The organism is Streptomyces sp. NPDC127190 (genome assembly GCF_042672505.1).
Lineage (GTDB): Bacteria > Actinomycetota > Actinomycetes > Streptomycetales > Streptomycetaceae > Streptomyces.
The window spans coordinates 23,857-42,688 of sequence record NZ_JBHXVE010000017.1; the positions used below are offsets into that span (position 1 = coordinate 23,857).

Below are 18,832 nucleotides of genomic sequence, written 5' to 3' on the forward strand. Positions count from 1 at the left end.
CCCGCTCGTCCGCAGGGGCGCCCGCCGTGACGGCGGGCGCCCCTGCCGCATGCCCGGCGCCCGCCCTGCCCCGCTCCCCCGTCCGCGAGTTGCCGGTGACACCAGGGTCGTCGGAGCGGACCGGGTCTGCTTCAATAGGCGCATGGCCGGCTTCCAGAAGAACCTCGCGACGGGTCGTCACGACCTCGAGCCCTTCTGGCCGTCCCGTCAGCACCACGACTTCGACCGGATGTGTTGTCGCGCGACCACCGCGCGGACCCGCTGAAGCCGTAACTCCCGGCCCCGGTCGGCGCGAAACGACGTACGTCCCCGACGCACTCCTCGCGCGAAAGAGCTGACCTCTCATGGCGATCACCCGTTCCCTGCCCTCCCCTTCCCCCGTCGCCCCCTCCCCCGTCGGCGCCCGGCACCGGCTGCGCGCCGTCGCCCCGGACGAGGCCTTCGACATCGCGGAGCTGCTGCCGCCGGGCGCCACCTGGCTGCCCGCCCCGCAGCACACCCTGCCCGCGCTGCCCGGCCGGCCGCCGATGGTCGGCTACCTGGTGCTGGTCCCCGCCGACCAGCACCCGCCGTTCACCCCCGTCGCCGTACCGGACCCGGTCGCCGTGCCGGACCCAGCCGACGACGCCGCGGGCGGCCCGCCCGATCCCCTGGTCCGCATCGACCTCACCCGGCGCACCGCCGGCGTCGACGGCCGCGCACTGGACCTCACCTACCTGGAGTTCGAGCTGCTCGCCCACCTGGTCACCAACCCGCATCGGGTGCACACCCGCGACCAGCTGGTCTCCACGGTGTGGGGGTACGGCCATGTCGGCGACGGCCGTACCGTCGACGTGCACGTCGCCCGGCTGCGCCGCAAGCTGGGCGCCGAGCACCGCCGGGCGATCCAGACGGTGCGCCGGGTCGGCTACAAGTACACCCCGCCGGCCGGGCGCTGAACCCCGTCGTTCTGCCGACGGCAGAGCGCTCTTCCCGCCCCGCCCCCGGGCGGGCAGGCTCCCCGGTATGAGACTTCTGGTGCTGGGCGGTACGGAGTTCGTGGGCCGGGCCGTCGTGGAGGCCGCGCTCGACCGCGGCTGGGAGGTGACCGTCTTCAACCGGGGGCGCCGCGAGCCCCCCTCCGGGGTGCGGTCGCTGACCGGTGACCGCGCCTCCCCGGACGGCCTGGCCGCCCTCGCCGCGCACCCGGGCAGCTGGGACGCGGTCGTCGACACCTGGTCCGGTGAGCCTCGTGCCGTACGGGGGTCGGCACGAGCCTTGCGGGAGCGGGCCGGACGGTATGTGTACGTCTCCAGCCGCTCGGTGTACGCCTGGCCCTGGCCGCCCGGGGTCGCCGAGGACGCCGCCGCGCTGGTCGAGGGGGCGTCCGCCGACGCCGGGACGTCCGACTACGCCCGGGACAAGCGGGGCGGTGAACTGGCCGCCGTGGCGGAGTTCGGCGCCGCACGCTCGGTGCTGGTGCGGGCCGGGCTGATCCTCGGCCCGTACGAGAACGTCGGCCGGCTGCCCTGGTGGCTGTCCCGGACGGCCCGCGGCGGCCCGGTCCTGGCGCCGGGACCGGCCGGGCTGCCGCTCCAGTACGTCGATGTGCGCGACCTCGCCCAGTGGCTGCTCGGCGCGGTGGAGCGGGGGGCGAGCGGGCCGTACAACCTGGTGAGCCCGCCCGGCCACACCACCATGGGCGAACTGCTGCGGGCCTGCGCCGAGGTGACCGGCGCGGGCGCCGAGCTGCGCTGGACCGACCCGGAGACGATCCTGGCCGCCGGCATAGAACCGTGGACCCAGCTGCCGGTCTGGGTGCCGCCCGGCGAGGAGTGGGCCGGCGCGCACGGGGCGGACGTCTCCCGGGCGCTGGAGACCGGGCTGGTGTGCCGGCCGGTGACGGAGACCGTCGCGGACACCTGGCGCTGGCTGACCGGGATCGGCGGCGAGGCGCCCCGCCGCCCGGACCGGCCCGCCGTCGGGCTGGATCCGGACGTGGAGGCCGGGGTGCTGGCCCTGGCGAGCCAACTCGCTGTTTCCGAAGGGAATTTGTGAGACCGGTGAACACCTTTGGGGCGGCGCCCGTATGGAAGGGCGCCGCTTCACTCCTGTCGGGCGCCTCGCTGCCGCCCCGCAAGGAAGTCAGAGGAGTTCCATGGGACGCAACACACGCAAACGCCGTACGCCACCGGCCACCAAGGCGCTAGCCGCAGCGGCGGCCCTAGCGCTCGGTGGGGGCGGGCTGCTCTGGGCGAACTTCTACGCCTCGGCGCACGAGTCGGACAATCAGATGTGGGGAGGCAACCAGACGAAGGCCGCAACGGCGCAGGTCGCCACCATCTCCTGCCCCGACGTCGGCCAGAAGCTGACGAACGTGCCGAACGCCGCCCGCTGGGGTGTCGCACAGGAGCTGTCGAACCTCGACAAGCAGATCACCGAGGCCTACACCCGGCTCGCCTCCACCCGGGACGCGCAGTCGAAGGACCCCAGCTTCGTGCAGAACGCGATCGTCGGCCCGCTCAAGGAAAAGCGGTCGGCGACGATCAACCGGATCCGCATCGACGTCCAGCGCGCCGGCGGCAGCTTCGACAACTCGCTCGCCCAGCTCGCCTCCTGCACGACGCAGTCCGCCAACCAGACCACCGCTGGGGGGAACAACGGTGGCCAGCAGAACAACACCGGCGGTCAGCAGCAGGGCGGTGCCGGCCAGCAGGGCGGTGCCGGCCAGCAGGGCGGTGCCGGCCAGCAGGGCGGTGCCGGGCAGAACATCGGCGGCCAGGCCGGCAACGGCCCCGTCGCGGCGGACTTCGTGGACATCACCAAGGTCGCCCCGAACGTCCAGGGCAAGCCGCGCCAGACCGGCAACGCCTCGACGGGCACGTTCGTCACCCGCTGCGGGGTGAACGCCAACAAGAACCACAACACCGACAACGTCATCGTGGCGCCCGGAGTGACCAACGGCGCGCACCACCTGCACGACTACGTCGGCAACCAGAAGATCAACGCCTTCGCCAGCAACCAGACGTTCCTCCAGGGCGGCACCAGCTGCCAGAACAAGAACGACCTGTCGGCGTACTACTGGCCGGTGGTCCGGGTCCAGGACGGCACCCAGGACTTCGACCAGAACGCCCTCGGCGGTGGCAAGGAGGGCAACGCCGGCCGGATCCTGACCCCGGTGGCCGCGCAGATCAAGTACGTGGGCAGCCCGGCGAGCAAGGTGGTGCCGATGCCGCAGTTCCTGCGGATCATCACCGGTGACGCCAAGACCACCACCAACGGTCTGGCGAACGCCAACGCGCACTGGAGCTGCACCGGCTTCGAGAACAAGGTCCAGCTGACGCAGCAGTACCCGATCTGTCCGCAGGGCAGCAAGGTGGTGCGGACCTTCGCCTTCCAGAGCTGCTGGGACGGGCAGAACATCGACAGCGCCAACCACCGTACGCACGTGGCCTTCCCGGACCCGGCGAGCGGGGTCTGCCCGAACGGCTTCAAGGCCATCCCGCAGCTGACCATGCGGCTGGTCTACAACATCACCCCGCCGACCGTGCAGAACGGCCAGGTGAAGAACGCCTACGCGGTGGACGGCTTCCCGGAGCAGCTGCACAAGCCGGCCACGGACCACGACGACTTCATCAGCATCACGACCGGCGGTCTGGCCAACCGGATCGCGAACTGCATCAACAGCGGCGCGAACTGCGCCTGACCCCGCCCCACCCCGCGGACGGGCCGTGAACGAGGCCGGTGACGGAAGCCCCCCTCCCGTCACCGGCCTCCCGCGTGCCCGGGGCCGCGCTCAGCCGCCGTGCATATGGCGGTGGTCGGTGCCCATCTCGACATCACCGCCGAGCGTGCCCCGCAGCGCACGGACCGTGCCGTCGTCGCCGACGGCGACCCACTTGCGGCCGACGAGGTAGTAACCGCCGTAGTCCTTCGCGTCGTTGATCCACTCGCGCTGGCCGCGGTCGGTGGCGAAGGTCGCGAGGATGAACTTGCCGTCCTTGTTGGCGCAGATGGCCTGGCGGATCTCGTCGGCGTCCGTCTGCATGTCCGGCGTGCAGCGCACCGCGGCGGCCAGCTTCTCCAGGCTGCCGGTCGCGGTCGGCGGCACCTTCGCGGTCGTGCCGCCGGCGCCGCAGCCGCCCAGCGCGAGGACCGCGGCGGCGGCGAGCATCGGTCGGGTCAGCCTCATCTGTTCCTCCGGATCGTGTGGCCCACAGCATGCGTCAGCTCCTTCGGATACGGCTCCCGGCCGCGGAGCGCTCAAATCCGGGGCCGCGCCGGGGCGGGCCACCCGGCCGGCGGTGACCGATCAACGCGTCGCTCGTTTTCCCGGACGTGCAGTCACAGGATGTAGCCCAGCGCCACGCACCCGCCTCCTCCGGAGCAGCCGGCCCGGTCGACGTCGAGCAGGCCGAGGCCGCGCTCGTCGAGCACTACCCACGGCTGGTCCGCATCGCCTACCTGGTACTGCCCCCCGGTCTCGGCCGCAGCCGCCGGGTGCTCACCGCGCACGCACTGGTCCAGCGGGCCCTGCCCCGGGGCCGCGGCCGGCGGTCGACGATCCCGGCCCAGGCCGGCCGCCGGGACGCCGACCCCGGGTACGCCTTCCTCCGTGAGCGGGTGCTGCGTTCGGCGCTGGAGGCGGCCCGGCCCCGCGCGGGTCTGCCCAAACTGTCCCAGCTGCCGCCGCTGCTGCCGCAGGTGTGGGGCCTCAGGCTCTTCCCGCGCTCCGGCGGCGCCGACGAACTCGCCCTGGACCAGCGGCTGTCCGCGCTGTCCGGGCCGGCCCGGGCCGCCTGTGTGCTGCGCGGCCTGGACCGGCTGTCCGACGCCGAGGTGCGCAAGGTGCTCACGGCCGCCGGGGTGGACGACCCGGGCGGCGCGCTGGCCACCGCGGACGACATCCCCGCGCCGGGCCCGCTGCTCGACTCCCCCGAGTTCGACCCCTGTTCGCTCCAGGCCCGGCCCACCGATCTGGTGCGCCGCCGTCAGCACACCAGGGCCGCGCTCGCCGCGGCCGCCGCGCTCGCGGTGTGCGGGGCGCTGGTCGCGCTGCCGGGCGACGGCTGGGGCCCGGACGGCGCCGCCGCGCCCGCCTACGCCGAGAACCCGTCCGCCGAGGCCGCCCTCGATCCGGGCAGGCTGGTGCGGATCTCCCCCACCGCCTGGAAGACCTCGGCGCGCACCGACTTCTCGGTGTGGCCCGCGCGCGGCCCGCTCACCGGGGACACCGCGCTGCTGCGCCGGGCGCTCGCCGTCTGGGCCCGCCCCGGGCAGACCGTCCGGGTCTCGGCGACCCCCGGCACCCAGACCGGCGGCCCGGCGGGCCCGCCCCAGCTGCTGTACGCGGGCGAGGTGGACACCGCCCGGGTGGTGATCCTCTACGACGGTCTGCGCATCGCCCGCTACGCCGAGCCGAAGGACGGCACCGCGGGCGCGGCGCTGGACTTCGCCCGGGTCGACGGCGCGACCGGCGCCGAGGCGAGCGCGCTGGTGCTGGGCCGCGCCGACGGCAACGTCCGCTATCTGACCGCCCCCTGGGTGCGCAGGGCGGCGGCGCGGGACCTGATGAAGCCGGCCTCGGCGGCGACCCCGCTGACCGTGACGGACGGGGTCACCGCACCGCTGGCCAGCCCGGCGTTGCAGCCCGGCGCCTGCACCTCGTGGACCGTGCTCCAGCTGACCGACGCCTCCGGGACCCGGCTCGCCACCGACCTCGGCGAGCTGGTCCCGGCCCATCTGACCGCCGGGCGGCCCGGTGCGCCCGGCGAGGCGTCCGGGGCGGCGGGGCTGCGCGCGTGGGCGCCGTTCGCCTGCTCGCTGGCGGCCGAGCGGGCGGCCGGGGTGCGCACCGTCAACGCCTGGCCGTACTCCGAGCAGCCGCTGCCCGACGGCAGCGGGGCGGGTGACTGGGTGTGCACCCGGGCCGACACCTGGCGCGGTGACGGCACGGTGGCGCTGGCCCAGTTCCGCACCCCGAACGGGCCGGTCGGCGCGGCCGTCGCCAAGGGCGTGGACGTGCCGGCCTGCGGACCGCGGGATCCGCATGTGCTGGCCGGGGTGCTGTGGAAGTCCGGCGGCGGGCACTGGTACCTGCTGGCGGCGGGTGACCCGCGGACGGCGTCGATCCGGGCCACGGGCGGGGTCACCGCCTCCGGCCCGGGCGCGCTGCTGGCGGCGCGGGCCACGCAGGGGGCGCAGGCCGAGCTGAAGGGCACCCTGGCGGACGGGCGGACGGTCACCGGACTGCACTAGTTGACACTGGCGTCAACAAGCTCGGCCGCGGGGGTTCCCAGGGGACCTACCCGCCAGTACATTGACGCCATGTCTAACACGCAGGCCCGGGTGCCGCTCACGGCACGCAAGGTGTCCTTCTCCTGGGACGGCACCCCGTTGCACTGGGTGCCGGGGGATCCGTTCACCACCCACACCATCAATGTGCTGCACCTGCTGCTGCCGGCCGGTGAGCGGTGGTTCGTGCACGTGTACAAGCAGGTGCTGCCGTACATCCGCGACGAGCGGCTGCGCGAGGACGTCATCGGGTTCATCGGCCAGGAGGCCATGCACTCCCAGGCCCATGACGAGGTGCTGCCGCACCTGCGCGAGCAGGGGCTCGACCCGACGCCGTACACCGCGCAGGTCGACTGGTTCTTCGAGAAGCTGCTCGGCGACCGGACGCTGCCGCCGGGCAGGCCGCGCCGGTGGTGGCTGCTGGAGCGGGTCGCGCTGATCGCGGCGATCGAGCACTACACCGCCTTCCTCGGCAACTGGGTGCTCAACGCCGAGCAGCTGGACCGGTGCGGCGCCGACCCGACCATGCTGGACCTGCTGCGCTGGCACGGCGCCGAGGAGGTCGAGCACCGCTCGGTCGCCTTCGAGCTGTTCCTGCACCTGGACGGCAGCTACCGGCGGCGCGCCCGGACCTGGGCCACGGCCTTCACGGCGCTGGTGTTCCTGTGGCAGCGCGGGGTGCGGTTCTTCATGGAGAACGACCCGACGCTGGTCGACGGCAAGGCCTCCTTCAAGGACTTCTACCTGCGGGGCAGGAGCGGTCTGCTGCCCTCGACCGGGGACATGCTCCGGTCCATCCCCCGCTATCTGAGCCGGGACTACCACCCCTCGCAGGAGGGCGACACCGAGCAGGCGGTCGCCTATCTGGCCTCCTCCCCCGCGGCCACGGCGGCGCAGAAGAGGGCCGCGTGATGCCGCAGCCCCGCGCCCTCGCCACCGCCGCGCTCCTCACGGGCGCCGCCCTGCTGACCCGGCGCGCCCTGCGCCGGCGCATCCAGGACTCGCCGCTGTGGCCGCTGCCCGCGCTGGACCCGCCGATATCCGGCCGGCCGCGTTCCCGGGCGCTGCGGCTGCTGCTCACCTCGCACGAGACGGTCGCCGACGGGGTCGTACGGCTGCGGCTGGAGGGCGAGGCGCTGCCGCGCTGGGAGCCGGGCGCGCATCTGGACCTGGTGCTGCCCTCGGGACGGGTGCGGCAGTACTCGCTGTGCGGGGACCCCCGGGACACCTCGGGCTACACGGTCGCCACCCGGCTGGTGGCGGACGGGCGGGGCGGCTCGCGGGAGGTGCACGAGCAGCTGGCCGAGGGCATGGAGCTGGAGGTGCGCGGGCCGCGGAACCGTTTCCCGCTGGTCGCGGCGGACTCCTATGTCTTCGTCGCGGGCGGGATCGGCATCACCCCCATTCTGCCGATGCTGCGGGCGCTGCCGGACGGCGCTCACTGGCGGCTGCTGTACTGCGGGCGGACCCGGGCGTCGATGCCGTTCCTGGCCGAGGTGCGGGAGCTGGCCGGGGAGCGGCTGACGCTGGTCGCCGAGGACGAGGACGGACGGCCGGACCTGGACGCCCTGTTCGCCGGGGTGCCGGAGGGCACGGCGGTGTACTGCTGTGGCCCCGAGGGGCTGATGGCGGCGGTGGCGGAGCGGCTGCCCGAGGGCGCCGCGCTGCACCTGGAGCGGTTCGCCCCGCGCACGGCCACCGAGGGCGACACGGAGTTCGAGGTCGAACTGCGGCGCAGCGGGCGGACGGTGACCGTGCCGGCCGCCTCCACCGTGCTGGACGCCGTACGCCGGGAGCTGCCGGACATCCCCTACTCCTGCCGGCAGGGCTTCTGCGGGACCTGCCAACAGCGGGTGCTGGAAGGGGAGATCGACCACCGGGACGAGCTGCTCACGGACGCGGAGCGTGGTGACTCGATGCTGCTCTGTGTATCGCGTGCACGAAGTGATCGATTGGTGCTGGACATGTGAACACCACCGATCCGAACCGGTCGGTAAGGTGTTCGCATGAGTACCGGGGTTCGCCGCAGGATGGGCGTCGAGGAGCGGCGGCAGCAGCTCATCGGTGTCGCACTGGAGCTGTTCAGCCGGCGCTCGCCGGACGAGGTCTCCATCGACGAGATAGCCGCGGCCGCGGGCATCTCCCGGCCGCTGGTCTACCACTACTTCCCCGGCAAACTCAGCCTGTACGAGGCGGCGTTGAAGCGTGCGGCGGAGGATCTCGCGGCGCGCTTCGCCGAGCCGCACGAGGGTCCGCTCGGCGCCCGGCTGCTGCGCGTGATGCGCCGCTACTTCGACTTCGTGGACGAGCACGGCCCGGGCTTCTCGGCGCTGATGCGCGGCGGCCCGGCCGTCTCCGCGGACGGCGTCGGCACCAAGGACCACGTGTCCACGACCAACGCCCTCATCGACTCCGTACGGCAGGCCGCCTACGAGCAGATCCTGGCGCACCTCGGTGTCACCGACGCCTCCCCGCGCCTGGAGCTGGTCGTCCGCTCCTGGATCTCGCTCGCCGAGTCCACGGCGCTGCTCTGGCTGGACGGCCGGCGGGTGCCGCGCGCCGAACTGGAACTCCAGCTGGTGCACGACTTCGCCGCGCTGGCCGCGGTGAGCGCGGCCTACGACGACGACATGGCCGAGACCCTGCGCACGATGGTCAAGGAAGAGCCGGCCGACGGCCCCTTCGCGGAGCTGGTCGGCCGGCTGCTGTCCCTGGCGCCCTGAGCGCCGGTCCCGCTATCCGTCGTACTTGCGGTAGGAGGGATCGAGGTCGCGCACCTCGGCGGAGGCGTGCAGGACGACCCCCTCCTCCGGCGCCACATGGGCGCGGACCAGTTCCAGCACGGTCTCGGTGAGCCGCGCCCTGGTCTCCTCGCTGCGGCCGGCGAGGAGCCCGATGGTCACGTTCACGATGGCGTGTCCGTGCGCCTCCGGGTCCTCGTATCCGAACGCCATGGAGTCACTGGACCGGAAGAGCGTCATGCACGCCTCCGGCCGGGCCGCCGCGATCTCGACAACCGCCTGGTGCAGGGCCCGCGCGAAGTCCCTCTCGTCGAAGGCGTCCTCCACCGGGTGCGAGTAGTCGACGGTGATCTGCGGCATGGCCACTCCTGTTCTACGGCAACGGCCCGACCCTACTTCGCCGCCCTGGTGAACACCGCCACGGTCCGCGCCGGGACGGTGAAGGTGCCCGAGCCGGCCGCGTAGGAGGAGGTCTTCACCACCGGGTCGGCGCCGCCGGCCTGCACCGGGTGCAGCCGGTAGTCCGTCCCGGCGAGGGCGGTCACCTTCTGCTCCTGCTGGTGCGGGGTGGCGTTGAAGACGACGACCAGGTCACCGAGGGTCATGGTGATCACGCCGGGCGTCTCGTCCGGGCCGGACAGCGGGAAGGACAGCCGGCCCTGCACCGCGTCCGCCGTGCCGAGCGAGAACGCCTTCTCGGTGGTACGGATCCGCAGCAGGTCCCGGTAGGCGGCGGAGGCGCCGGTGATCTGCGGGCAGCCCACCCTGACCGTGCTCAGCAGGGGCTTGGCGTACTCCCACTTGGACTGGTTGTCGGCCGCCATCGGCAGGCCCCGGCCGAAGCCGTTGCCGTCCGCGCAGTTCCAGTGGATGGCGTTGAACCAGTCGCCGCTGTCGAAGGAGTTGCGGTCCAGCGACTTCGAGCGCAGCAGGTCGGTGCCGGCCTGGGAGAGGGCCGGGCCCTGCGAGAGGGCGGCCGTGGCCATCGCCAGGACCTGCATCCGGGCCCGGTCGGCGGCGCTCGTGGAGGCGGGCAGCTTGTAGGTCAGCGCGTCGAACAGCGACTCGTTGTCATGGGCGTCGACATAGGCGAGGGCGTCGCCCGGTGCGTCGGCGTATCCGGCGGGTGCGCCGTTGTAGTCGATCTCCGCTCCGGTGACCTCCTTGCCGTCGTCGTCCGTGAAGCGGTACTTGGCGAGGTTGCCGGTGAGCCCGACCTTGATCAGGTCCTGGTAGTGCAGCAGCCGGGCCTTCTGCTCGGCCGGGGTGCCGTTCGCCGCCGAGCCGTTGGGGTCGGTGTACAGGCCGGAGGCGAAGCCCTGGACGCCGGGGTCGGAGTCGAAGGGGCTGCCGCCGCGTACGGCGTCCCGGGCGCGGTCGGAGAAGGTGGCGATGCCGGTGCCGGCCATGTTCTTCTGCGTGGCCTGCACGAAGCGGGCGTCGTTGGCGACCTCGCCGAAGTTCCAGCCCTCGCCGTACAGGATGATCTTCTTGCCGTCGACGCCGTCCTTGGCCGGGGTGAGCGCGTCGAGGGCCTTGCGGACGGCGAGGATGTTGGCCTTCGGGTGGTGGCCCATCAGGTCGAAGCGGAAGCCGTCGACCTTGTACTCCTTGGCCCAGGTGACGATCGAGTCCACGACCAGCTTGCCCATCATCGCGTTCTCCGGCGCGGTGTTGGCGCAGCAGGTGCTGTCGGCCACCGAGCCGTCGGCGAGGAGCCGCTGGTAGTAGCCGGGCACGACCTTGTCCAGGACGGAGGTGTCCGCCTGGCCGCTGGCCGCCGTGTGGTTGTAGACCACGTCCATGACGACCCGCAGGCCGTCCTGGTTGAGGGCCTGCACCATCCTGCGGAACTGGACCGTGCGGGCGGTGCCGTCCGGGTCGGTGGCGTAGGAGCCCTCGGGGACCGTGTAGTGGTAGGGGTCGTAGCCCCAGTTGTAGGCGTCCTTGGCGGCGGTCTTCGCCACGCATGCCTGCTGCTGGTCGGAGTCGGCCGGGTAGGAGGCGAGGTCGCAGCCGGGGCTCGCCTGGTCGGCCTTCTTCTCGGGGACGGTCGCGAAGTCGAACGCGGGCAGCAGATGGACGTAGGAGGTCCCGGCCCCGGCCAGCGCGCGCAGGTGCTTGGAGCCGTCGCTGTTCCTGTCGGTGAAGGCCAGGTAGGTGCCCGGGTGCTTCGCGGTGGGGTCGCCGATCGAGAAGTCCCGGATGTGCAGCTCCTGGATCTGCGCGTCCTTCAGCGGTACGGCCTTCGGCTTGCGCAGGGCGGACCAGCCGCTCGGGGCGAGGGACGGGTCGTCCAGGTCGGCGACGACACTGCGCTCGGAGTCGGCGGTGAGCGCGACCGAGTAGGGGTCGGTGACCTTGTTGGTGACCAGCTTGCGGACGCTGGGCGCCCACACCTTCACGACGTACCGGTAGGACCGGCCCTTCCAGGACGCCGGGCCGGTGACGGACCAGACGCCGGTGGTGTCGTCGCGGTGCATGGCGTGCAGCGAGCCGTCCAGCTCCAGGGCGACGCTCTGCGCGGTCGGCGCCCACACCGACAGGGTGGGCCGGCCGTGGTGGAAGACCGGGCCGAGCCGCGCCTTGGTGGCGGCCGGGTAGAGGTCGTCCAGGACTCCGGCGATCTGCACCCCGGTGGCCGCCAGCACGGCTCCGTTCGCGGCCCGCTGGGAGGCGACGAGCTGGCCCTTCAGGGCCGCACGCACCCGGTCCCGGTCGCGCGGGTCGACGGACCAGGCGGCGTAGTCCTTCAGGTGCGGGAACCTGGCCTTCTGGGCGTCCGTCAGCGTGGTCCTGGTCAGCCGGATCCAGTGCTCGTCGTCGCTGGTCAGCGTCCCGTCCTTGACGGCGATCGAGCCGTCGGGCGAGTACAGCAGCTGGGTGGAGGCGGCGCCGTCGACGCCGTTCCAGGCGACCGTGTCCCGGTCGATCCAGATCGCCTTGGCGGTGGTCGGGTCGAGGGCGGCGGCGCTGCCGGCGGGCTGCGGCAGCAGGTGCTCCTCCTGCCCGCTCACCAGCCACACCTCGTGGCCGTCGGCCTTGAGGTCCAGGGACTGGTCGGTGGGCAGGTCCTTGTCGTCGCCCTTGTGGATGATGTAGCTGAGACTGGTGGCACCCTCGGTGAGCGGCACCTCGAAGACCGCGCCATACGCATCAGTCTTGACCGGCTTCAGCGGGTTCGACCAGTCGGTGGGGTGCGCGGCGCCCGTCCAGACGTGCAGGCCCCAGCCGCTGTAGTCGCCGTCGGCGCGGTGGTAGTGCAGGACCGCCTTGGTGGTGTCCTGGGCGGGGTAGCCGGGCTTCTGCGTCAGTACGTCGCTCTTGCCCTGCTCGACCCAGACCTCGCCGGTGCGGGTGACGTCGATGCTCCGGTCGGCGGAGACGTCCTTGTTGCCGTCCTTGTCGACGACCAGGAAGCCGACGTTCGAGGCGCCCGGCTTGAGCTTGACGTAGGCGAAGGCGCCCCAGGCGTCCCGGCCGATGAACGGGTGGCCGGCGGGCCAGCTGGTCGCCTCGCCGTCGGCGAGGTCGCCCCAGGCGTACAGGCCCCAGTTGTCGTAGTCGCCGTCGGTGCGCTTGTAGTGGACGATCGCGTAGTCGCGGGAGGAGGCGGTGGGGACCTGCGGCGCGGGCGGGGTGCCGCTGGTGCTGCTCGCCAGGGCGCTCGCGGTGTGCCCGGCCGAGTCGACGACGACGGCCTTGTAGCGCAGGGCGGTTCCGGCGGGGACGTCCTTGCCGAGGTTCTGGGTGACCTTGTAGGGCGCGTGGTCGGCGGTGCCGAGCACGTGCCACTTCGCGTCGCCGACCTGGGCGGCGAACACGACCCGGTCCAGCTGTCCGCCGGTCACGCCGGCGGTGACCTCCACGGTGCCGGTGGCGCCGGCGGCGGGGGCGGTCAGGGTGACGGAGGGGGCGGCGGCGGGCGCGTCGAGGGTGCCGGAGGCCTTGTAGACGACGGCGGACTCGGCCGGGACGGTGACGGTGACCTTGCGGTCGCCGTCGGAGGTCACGGAGCCGGTGGCGCCGTGGATCGCCCGGTACGCCATGCCGGCCGAGCCGGTCGCGAAGGTGGCCGTCCGCGCCGTACCGGCGTTGTTGAAGGCGACGATGTACTCCTGGCCGGTGGCCGCGTCCGTGCGGGTGACGGCGTAGATGCCGGGGCCGTCGGCCGCGTAGCGCTCGGTCTGGACCCCGTCGGCCAGGGCGGGGTTGGCCCTGCGCAGCTCGGACAGGGCGGCGATGTCGCGGTAGAGCGGGGCGGCGGTGTCGTAGGAGTCGCTCGCGTGGGTGCGGTCGGTGCCGATCTCGTCGTCGTCGAGGTAGTCGGCGACCTTGGAGGCGAACATGGTCTGGCGGGCGTCCTTGTCGCCGCCGGAGCCGGTGAAGCCCTGCTCGTCGCCGTAGTAGACGACCGGGTTGCCACGGCTGAGGAACATCAGCTCGTTGGCGAACTCGTCCTTCTTCAGCAGTTCGGCGTCGGTGGCGCCGGGGTTGTCCTGCTTCAGGAAGTACCCGATGCGGCCCATGTCGTGGTTGCCGAGGAAGGTGACCTGCTCATAGGCGTTGGCCTTGTCGGTCGTGTACCTGTAGTCGGCGCCGAAGACGCTCGCCAGCTTCTGCGCGCTGCCGCCCTGGGAGGCGTAGCCGCGGGCGGCGTCCTGGAAGGGGAAGTCGAGGGTGGCGTCGAGGCGGCCCTGGGTGACGTACGGGGAGGTGACGTCGGGGTCGGCGGAGTAGACCTCGCCGAACATGAAGAAGTTCTTCCGCCCGTGCGCGGCCGCGTACCGGTCCAGGGCGGTGGCCCACTGGGTCCAGAACGGCAGGTCGACGTGTTTGACGGTGTCGATCCGGAAGCCGTCGACGGCGAAGTCCTTCACCCACCGCTCGTAGATCTTCTCCATGCCGTGCACGACCTCGGGCCGCTCGGTCCACAGGTCGTCCAGGCCGGAGAAGTCGCCGTACGTGGTCGATTCGCCCGCGTAGGTGGAATCACCCCGGTTGTGGTACATCGTCGGGTCGTTGAGCCAGGCCGGGACCTTGGCGTTGCTGGTGACCTGCGGGGTGTACGGGAAGGAGGCGTTGGAGACGGCGGGGAACTTCCGGCCGCCGTCCGCGTAGTCGGCGTCGTCGAACGGCCGCCCGTCCTCGGTCAGGTAGGGGAAGGCGCCCTTGGAGAGGTAGCCGTACTCCTTCTGCCGGTAGTCGACGACGTCGGCGGTGTGGTTGGTGATGACGTCGAAGAAGACCTTCATGCCCTTGGCGTGCGCCGTGGAGATGAGGTTCTTCAGGTCCTGGTTGGTGCCGAAGTGCGGGTCGACCCGGGTGAAGTCGGTGATCCAGTAGCCGTGGTAGCCGGCCGAGGCGTTCGCGCCCGTGCCCTGCACCGGCCGGTTCTTGAAGATCGGCGCCATCCAGATGGCGGTGGTGCCGAGGCCCTTGATGTAGTCGAGCCGCTTCGTCAGGCCCTTGAGGTCGCCGCCCTGGTAGAAGCCCTTGTCGGTGGGGTCGTAGCCGGTCTGGAGCCGGGAACCGGTCAGCCCGCCCCGGTCGTTGGCGGTGTCGCCGTTGGCGAAACGATCCGGCATGACGAAGTAGAACTGCTCGCGGGTGTCGTCGTGCCGGGTGGCCTGGGCGGCGAGCGCGGCGTCCGAGGGCGGCTCGGGCGCGGTCGCCGCGTGCGCGGCCAGTGGCTGGATCAGGGCGGTTGCGAGACAGGCGGCGGCAACGGCCGCGGCCCCTCTCCGGCGTGGGGTACGGCGCGTGCGGGGCGCCGGCCATCTCGGTATCACGGGCGGGTAACTCCTCGCGTCACGGCTCAGGGGGGTCCGACCCCGCGGGACCGTATCGCCAACGAAAGGTTTACAGCAAGAGTCTTGAAACACACAGCAAGAAATTTCAGCACCGCCCTTGACGTGCCCTTCTCAACGGCCCCAGTCTCACCAGTTGTTGAAAGCCGAACCCCCACTGTCGGAGCCGCACATGACCAGACACCGGCCACCGGGTGTCCTCCACCGCACGGCGAGCGCCGTCGCGGCGGGGGCGCTCGCGTTCCTGGGCGTGACCACTCTTCAGGTCACGCCCGCACAGGCGGATCCCGCCGCCAAGGGCGATGTGATCGCCAACCTGTGGGAGTGGAACTGGGACTCGATCGCCTCGGAGTGCAAGAACGTGCTGGGCCCGGCGGGCTACGGCGCGGTCCAGGTCGCCCCGCCCGCCGAGTCGCTCAAGCAGTCCAACTACTACTGGTGGGACGTCTACCAGCCCTACTCCTACGACCTGAACAGCCGCTTCGGGTCCCAGGCCAAGTTCGCCTCGATGATCAGCGCCTGTCACCAGGCGGGCGTGAAGGTCTACACGGACGCGGTGATCAACCACACCTCCGCGCAGACCGGCACCGGATACAACGGCACGACGGTCGGCAACAAGTACGACACCCCCGAGTGGGACCGCACCGACTACCACGACTCGACCGACTGCCCCACCTCCGACCTGACCATCCAGGACTACTCCAACCTGACCCAGGTCCAGAACTGCGAGCTGCTCGGCCTGCCCGACCTGAGGACCGGCTCGGACCACGTCCGCAGCGGCATCGCCGGCTACCTCAACAGCCAGCTCGCCCTGGGCGTCGACGGCTTCCGGGTGGACGCGGCCAAGCACATCCCCGAGGCGGACCTGGCCGCCATCGAGTCCAAGCTCACGCGTACGACGTCCGGGACGACGCCGTACATATTCCAGGAGGTCTACCCGGGCGCCACCCCGCAGCCCTCGGACTACTACGCCTCCGGTGACGTCCTGGACTTCACCTACGCGAGCAAGCTGAAGTCCGCGTTCCAGGGCAATGTGTCCGACCTGTCCTCGATCGAGAGCAGCGGCATCCTCCCGGCCGCCAACTCGGTCTCCTTCGTCACCAACCACGACACCGAGCGCAACGGCACGGACCTGTCCTACAAGGACGGTGACAGCTACAAGCTGGCCAACCTCTTCCAGCTCGCCTACAAGTGGTCCACGCCCACGGTCTACGCCAGCTGGGAGTGGACCCAGAGCGACCAGGCGCCGCCGAACTCCTCGGGCTTCGTGACCAACACCGACTGCTCCGGCAGCTGGTACTGCCTCGACCGCGACACCGCCGTGGTCGGCATGGTGGCCTGGCACAACGCCGTGGACACCGCCGCCGTCTCGGACTGGCAGACCAAGTCCTCGTCCGTGATCGGCTTCGGGCGCAGCGGCAAGGGCTTCTTCGCGCTGAACAACGGCACCTCGGCGGCGACGTACACCTTCGCCACGGGCATGGCCGACGGCACCTACAAGAACGTGATCGACGGCGGGGCCTCCACGGTGACCGTGTCCGGCGGCAGCGCCTCCCTCACCGTCCCGGCCAAGGGTGCGGTCGCCTTCTACAACGCGTCCTACACCTGCACGGTGGGCTGCGGCGACGCGGGCGGCGGCTCCGGTGACACGGTCAGCGCGACCTTCGACGAGTACGCGTCCACACCCTCCGGCAGCAACGTCTACGTGGTCGGCTCCATCCCGGCGCTGGGCGGCTGGGACACCTCCAAGGCGGTCAAGCTGTCGTCCGCCGGGTATCCGGTCTGGTCGGGCGAGGTGAACGTGCCGGTGAACGCATCGTTCGAGTACAAGTACCTCAAGAAGGACAGCTCCGGGAACGTGACCTGGGAGTCCAACGCCAACCGGTCGGCCACCACGACCACCTCGGCGCTCACCCTGAACAACTCCTGGAACGTGGCGAACACCGACGCCACGGATGTCACCTTCGCCGAGAACGCGACGACCACGTACGGCACCAACGTCTACGTCGTCGGCTCCGTCCCCTCCCTCGGCTCCTGGAACACGGCCGACGCCATCCCGCTGTCCTCGGCGTCCTACCCGGTGTGGAGCAAGGCGGTCATCGTGCCCAAGAGCACCACCTTCCAGTACAAGTACATCAAGAAGGACGGCTCCGGGAACGTGACCTGGGAGTCGGGCGGCAACCGGTCGTACACGACGGGCGCCGCCTCCGGCTACAGCACCCACGACAGCTGGCAGTAACCCGAACGGCGCGGTGGCGGTGCCCCTTCCCACGAGGGGTCACCGCCACCGTCGCATGCGGCCGGGTGGAGCCCGGCGCCGGGTTGGCGGCGCCCCGGCGGGCCCTTCGGCGGGGCGGCCGGAGCGCGGGCCGCCTGCTGCTCTCCGTGCGGGCCGCGGCCCGGGGCACCCTCGGGCGGGCGGCCGGGGCGGCGGGGAACGGGGGCCACCGCGGTGCTGGCGCCCCCAGACCGACCGCTGGGCGGCAAGCCGGCCCTACGCCCGGGGTGAACAGGGTCGATGACCCGGCTGCGGCCGGCCGAGCAGCCCGGTCGGCACCGCCGCGCGCACATCATGAGCGCGGCATGCCGGGATGACCGTGAGCGGCCCCGTGGCGTCACTGTGACCGGTCCGGCGCGCTGCGGCCCTCGCAGCGGAGCTGCACCCGGCGGCCGGTCAGCTCCGTCGGGATCGCCGAGCAGTGCGGTCGGGACACGCCCCGCAGATCGTGACCGCGGCGGTGACCTCCACAGCCCGCGACGACCAGCGACCCCTTGGCGTCACTGCGGCCAGTCCACCCGCGCCTGGCGGCCTGGCCCCGCCCGGCGCGCCGCGACCCTCGCAGCGGAGCTGCGGCGCGCCCGGACCCGGACCACCGCCGGACGCGATGGCACCGGGCGGTACGCCCGGCGGCCCGGGGCGACCCCTCGGCCAGGGACCTGGCGGCGCCCACCTCGGCGGTGGCGGCCGTACAGGGCGACCCTGCCGGGATCGCAGCGCCCCCGCGGCCGCGGCCCACCACCATCTGCCGACGACCGCACCGCAGAACCCGCCGGCACCCCGGGGCCGACCCCGCGGGCCGCGGCCACGGCCCGGCAGCGGCGGCCCGAGGCGACCCCACGGTCGGGACCTGGCGGCGCCCACCTCGGCGGTGGCGGCCGTACAGGACGGCCCTGCCGGGACCGCAGCGCCCCCGCGGCCGTGGCCCACCAGCATCTGCTGACGACCGCACCGCAGAACCCGCCGGCACCCCGGGGCCGACCCCGTGGCCACGGCCCGGCAGCGGCGGCCCGGGGCGACCCCCGGTCGGGACCTGGCGGCGCCCACCTCGGCGGTGGCGGCCGTACAGGGCGACCCTGCCGGGATCGCGACGCCTCCACGGCCGCGGCCCACCACCATCTGCTGACGACCGCACCGCAGAACCCGCCGGCGCCCCGGGGCCGACCCCGCGGCCGCCGCCACGGCCCGGCAGCGGCGGCCCGGGGCGACCCCACGGTCGGGACCTGGCGGCGCCCACCTCGGCGGTTGCGGCTGTACAGGACGGCCCGGCCGGGATTGCGGCCACCGCGGCCCTGGCTGCGGCCCGGCTGCGGGCTGCGGGCTGCGGGCTGCTATGCAGGTGCTACGACCCCACCCGGGGCAGCGTCCCGTGGGACGGGGCGACGTCCGGCAGGACGACGCCGGGGAGCCGCGCCGGCGGATCGGGGCGGTGTTCCACGACCTCGTGCGCTACGACCGACAGCCGCCGCCCGGCCGGGCCCGCCTCGGGAGCCGCGACACGCCGGCCACGCCGACCCGGGCCTTCCCGCGCGGCGACTCCCCTCTGCCCGCCCCTGGACGAGCCGGTGGGAAATGGCCACCCTGGCGGGGGGAACGGAACCTGGCGGTAACGGAAACGTCACGCTTGCAAGATCTTGCAGAAATCTTCTTGCAACGCCTTTCGCAAGGACTTGCAGGCTTGCTACTTTCCTCCCGCGCCCGGCGGCCGTCGATTGGGACAGACGGCACCC

At 72.5% G+C, this 18,832-nt stretch carries 12 protein-coding genes; 9 read left to right on the forward strand and 3 right to left on the reverse strand.

Going from position 1 to position 18,832, the window contains the following annotated elements; all coding sequences use genetic code 11:
* Window positions 1-142: 142 nt before the first annotated feature.
* From ACFVIU_RS24665 to ACFVIU_RS24680, 4 genes are all read left to right on the forward strand, one after another.
* Window positions 143-265 (forward strand): hypothetical protein, encoded by a 123-nt coding sequence (locus tag ACFVIU_RS24665; RefSeq protein ID WP_385845100.1) that lies wholly within the window; start codon window positions 143-145, stop codon window positions 263-265.
* Between the two features lie 79 nt (window positions 266-344).
* Entirely contained in the window at window positions 345-938 is a 594-nt protein-coding gene (locus ACFVIU_RS24670; RefSeq protein WP_385845101.1) for a winged helix-turn-helix domain-containing protein, read from the forward strand.
* A gap of 67 nt (window positions 939-1,005) precedes the next feature.
* On the forward strand, window positions 1,006-2,037 hold the full coding sequence (locus ACFVIU_RS24675; RefSeq protein WP_385845103.1) for an SDR family oxidoreductase: 1,032 nt from the start codon (window positions 1,006-1,008) through the stop codon (window positions 2,035-2,037).
* Window positions 2,038-2,137: 100 nt separating this feature from the next.
* Complete coding sequence (locus tag ACFVIU_RS24680) at window positions 2,138-3,685, forward strand: DUF1996 domain-containing protein (RefSeq protein WP_385845104.1); 1,548 nt, start codon at window positions 2,138-2,140, stop codon at window positions 3,683-3,685.
* Between the two features lie 90 nt (window positions 3,686-3,775).
* On the opposite strand, the gene ACFVIU_RS24685 is transcribed toward ACFVIU_RS24680, so the two are convergent.
* Window positions 3,776-4,171 (reverse strand): hypothetical protein, encoded by a 396-nt coding sequence (locus ACFVIU_RS24685; RefSeq protein WP_385845105.1) that lies wholly within the window; start codon window positions 4,169-4,171, stop codon window positions 3,776-3,778.
* Window positions 4,172-4,317: 146 nt separating this feature from the next.
* Here ACFVIU_RS24685 and ACFVIU_RS24690 point away from each other — a divergent pair, with 146 nt between their 5' ends.
* From ACFVIU_RS24690 to ACFVIU_RS24705, 4 genes are all read left to right on the forward strand, one after another.
* Window positions 4,318-6,237 (forward strand): hypothetical protein, encoded by a 1,920-nt coding sequence (locus ACFVIU_RS24690; RefSeq protein ID WP_385845107.1) that lies wholly within the window; start codon window positions 4,318-4,320, stop codon window positions 6,235-6,237.
* Between the two features lie 69 nt (window positions 6,238-6,306).
* Complete coding sequence (locus tag ACFVIU_RS24695) at window positions 6,307-7,185, forward strand: metal-dependent hydrolase (RefSeq protein WP_385845108.1); 879 nt, start codon at window positions 6,307-6,309, stop codon at window positions 7,183-7,185.
* Window positions 7,185-8,243 carry a PDR/VanB family oxidoreductase gene (locus ACFVIU_RS24700; RefSeq protein WP_385845109.1) on the forward strand — a complete coding sequence of 353 codons (1,059 nt, stop codon included), beginning with the start codon at window positions 7,185-7,187 and terminating at the stop codon, window positions 8,241-8,243. The genes ACFVIU_RS24695 and ACFVIU_RS24700 overlap by 1 nt, the downstream gene beginning before the upstream one ends.
* A gap of 36 nt (window positions 8,244-8,279) precedes the next feature.
* Window positions 8,280-8,996 carry a TetR/AcrR family transcriptional regulator gene (locus tag ACFVIU_RS24705; RefSeq protein ID WP_385845110.1) on the forward strand — a complete coding sequence of 239 codons (717 nt, stop codon included), beginning with the start codon at window positions 8,280-8,282 and terminating at the stop codon, window positions 8,994-8,996.
* A 12-nt stretch (window positions 8,997-9,008) separates the two neighbouring features.
* On the opposite strand, the gene ACFVIU_RS24710 is transcribed toward ACFVIU_RS24705, so the two are convergent.
* Together ACFVIU_RS24710 and pulA are read right to left on the reverse strand one after the other, a co-directional pair.
* Complete coding sequence (locus ACFVIU_RS24710) at window positions 9,009-9,374, reverse strand: 5-carboxymethyl-2-hydroxymuconate Delta-isomerase (protein ID WP_385845111.1); 366 nt, start codon at window positions 9,372-9,374, stop codon at window positions 9,009-9,011.
* Between the two features lie 32 nt (window positions 9,375-9,406).
* Window positions 9,407-14,806: a pullulanase-type alpha-1,6-glucosidase gene (gene pulA, locus ACFVIU_RS24715; RefSeq protein WP_385845112.1), complete on the reverse strand. Its 5,400-nt coding sequence runs from the start codon at window positions 14,804-14,806 to the stop codon at window positions 9,407-9,409.
* Between the two features lie 190 nt (window positions 14,807-14,996).
* On the opposite strand from pulA, the gene ACFVIU_RS24720 reads away from it, so the two are divergent.
* On the forward strand, window positions 14,997-17,063 hold the full coding sequence (locus ACFVIU_RS24720; RefSeq protein WP_385845113.1) for a carbohydrate-binding module family 20 domain-containing protein: 2,067 nt from the start codon (window positions 14,997-14,999) through the stop codon (window positions 17,061-17,063).
* Window positions 17,064-18,832 lie beyond the last annotated feature (1,769 nt).